The organism is Streptomyces sp. NPDC058086, from assembly GCF_042885015.1.
In the GTDB taxonomy this organism is placed as follows: domain Bacteria; phylum Actinomycetota; class Actinomycetes; order Streptomycetales; family Streptomycetaceae; genus Streptomyces.
Genome location: NZ_JBHVST010000287.1, coordinates 1 through 1670, shown reverse-complemented (window position 1 = coordinate 1670; position 1670 = coordinate 1). Strand labels below are relative to the sequence as shown.

Sequence of the window (1670 nt, the reverse complement as noted above, 5' to 3'; positions counted from 1 at the left end):
CCATCCCTTGATCTTCGCAGGGAATCCCGGCCTTCAGGCCGGGCGGGAATGCGATCCTCGGCCCGGAGGCGCGCAGCGCCGGAGTTCCCTGCGTCTCGGGGTGGCGGTCAGGTAGGCCGCTTCTGGTTCTCGATGTAGTCCTTGACGATGCTCAGTGGTGCGCCGCCGCATGACCCCACGAAGTACGAGGGCGCCCAGAACACCGAGCCCATGCCGATGCGGTTGATCCGCCCGGTGTACTCGGCGCGCAGGTAGCGGGAGCTGACACCTTTGAGGCTGTTGACCAGCTTGGACAGGGCGATCTTCGGCGGGTAGTGCACCAGCAGGTGGGTGTGATCGCCTTCGCCGTTGAATTCGACCAGCTCCGCGCCGAAGCTCTCGCACACGTCCCGCATGATCGCCTCGCAGCGCGTCAGCATCTCGTCGTTGAAGACCTCACGCCGGTACTTGGTGACGAACACCAAGTGAGCATGCAGGTTGTAGACGACGTGATTTCCCCGGCGGACATCGGGGTTCGGTTCCCAGCGTGGCGACATCCGCCAAGCATATTATGGGCAGGCGAACTCAACCGAAGGGGGGCGGGCCGGATGATCCGTGCGTACAAGTTCCTCATGCGGCCCACCGTGGGCCAGCAGGCCGCGCTCGGCGAGATGCTGCGGGACCACTGCTCCCTCTACAACGGGGCCTTGCAGGAACGCCGCGACGCCTACCGGCACGCCTCGAAGACGAGCATCACGTACGGGCAGCAGTCCGCGCAGCTCAGGGAGATCCGGGCATTCGACCCGGAGCGGCAGGGCCGCTGGTCGTTCAACTCACAGCAGGCCACACTTCGCCGTCTGGAGAAGGCGTTCGCCGCGTTCTTCCGCCGGGTCAAGTCCGGTGAGACCCCCGGATACCCGCGCTTTCGCGGGGTGAACTGGTTCGACACGGTGGACTTCCCCAAGGACGGCGACGGCTGCCGCTGGAACTCCACCCCGCACGACCCTGTGACCCGCGTCCGTTTCCAGGGCGTCGGGCACATCAAGGTCAATCAGCACCGCCCGGTGGTCGGCACGGTCAAGACCGTCAGCGTTAAGCGCGAGGGCAGGCGCTGGTACGTCGTGCTGATCGCCGAACAGGCACAGCCGGAGCCGCTGCCGCCGACCGGCAGCGTGGTCGGCATCGACATGGGCATAGCCAACTTCCTCGCCGACTCGGGCGGCGAGTTCGTGCCCGGTCCTCGGCACGGACGGCGCGCCGCCGCGAAGCTCGAAGCCGCACAGCAGGCACTGTCCCGCTTCCCCCGGGTCCGCCGGGACAAGCGCACCGCCAACCACCAGCGTGCCGTGGACAAGGTCGCCGGACTTCACCGCAAGGTACGTCTCCAGCGGCTCGACCACGCGCACAAGACAGCCCTCGATCTGGTCCGCAAGCACGACGTCATCGCGCACGAAGACCTCAAGATCCGCAACATGGTCAAGGCCCCCGCGCCGAAGCCGGACCCCGACCGGCCCGGCGGCTTCCTGACTAACGGGGCCGCCGCGAAGGCAGGGCTGAACCGCTCGATCTCGGATGCCGGATGGGGGGTGTTCCTGACGATCCTGCACGCCAAGGCTGAAAGCGCCGGACGAGAATTGATCGCCGTGGACCCCCGCAACACCTCCAGGACCTGCCCCACCTGCGGGCACGTC

General features: G+C 67.1%; 2 protein-coding genes. One reads left to right on the top strand and one right to left on the bottom strand.

From position 1 onward, the window contains the following. Nucleotides 1-107 precede the first annotated feature (107 nt). Nucleotides 108-536: an IS200/IS605 family transposase gene (tnpA, locus tag ACFVWD_RS58290; protein WP_355490669.1), complete on the bottom strand. Its 429-nt coding sequence runs from the start codon at nucleotides 534-536 to the stop codon at nucleotides 108-110. A 51-nt stretch (nucleotides 537-587) separates the two neighbouring features. Here tnpA and ACFVWD_RS58285 point away from each other — a divergent pair. Next, nucleotides 588-1670, top strand: a 1083-nt coding sequence (locus tag ACFVWD_RS58285; RefSeq protein ID WP_389607294.1) for an RNA-guided endonuclease InsQ/TnpB family protein, incomplete at its 3' end; no start/stop codon positions are given.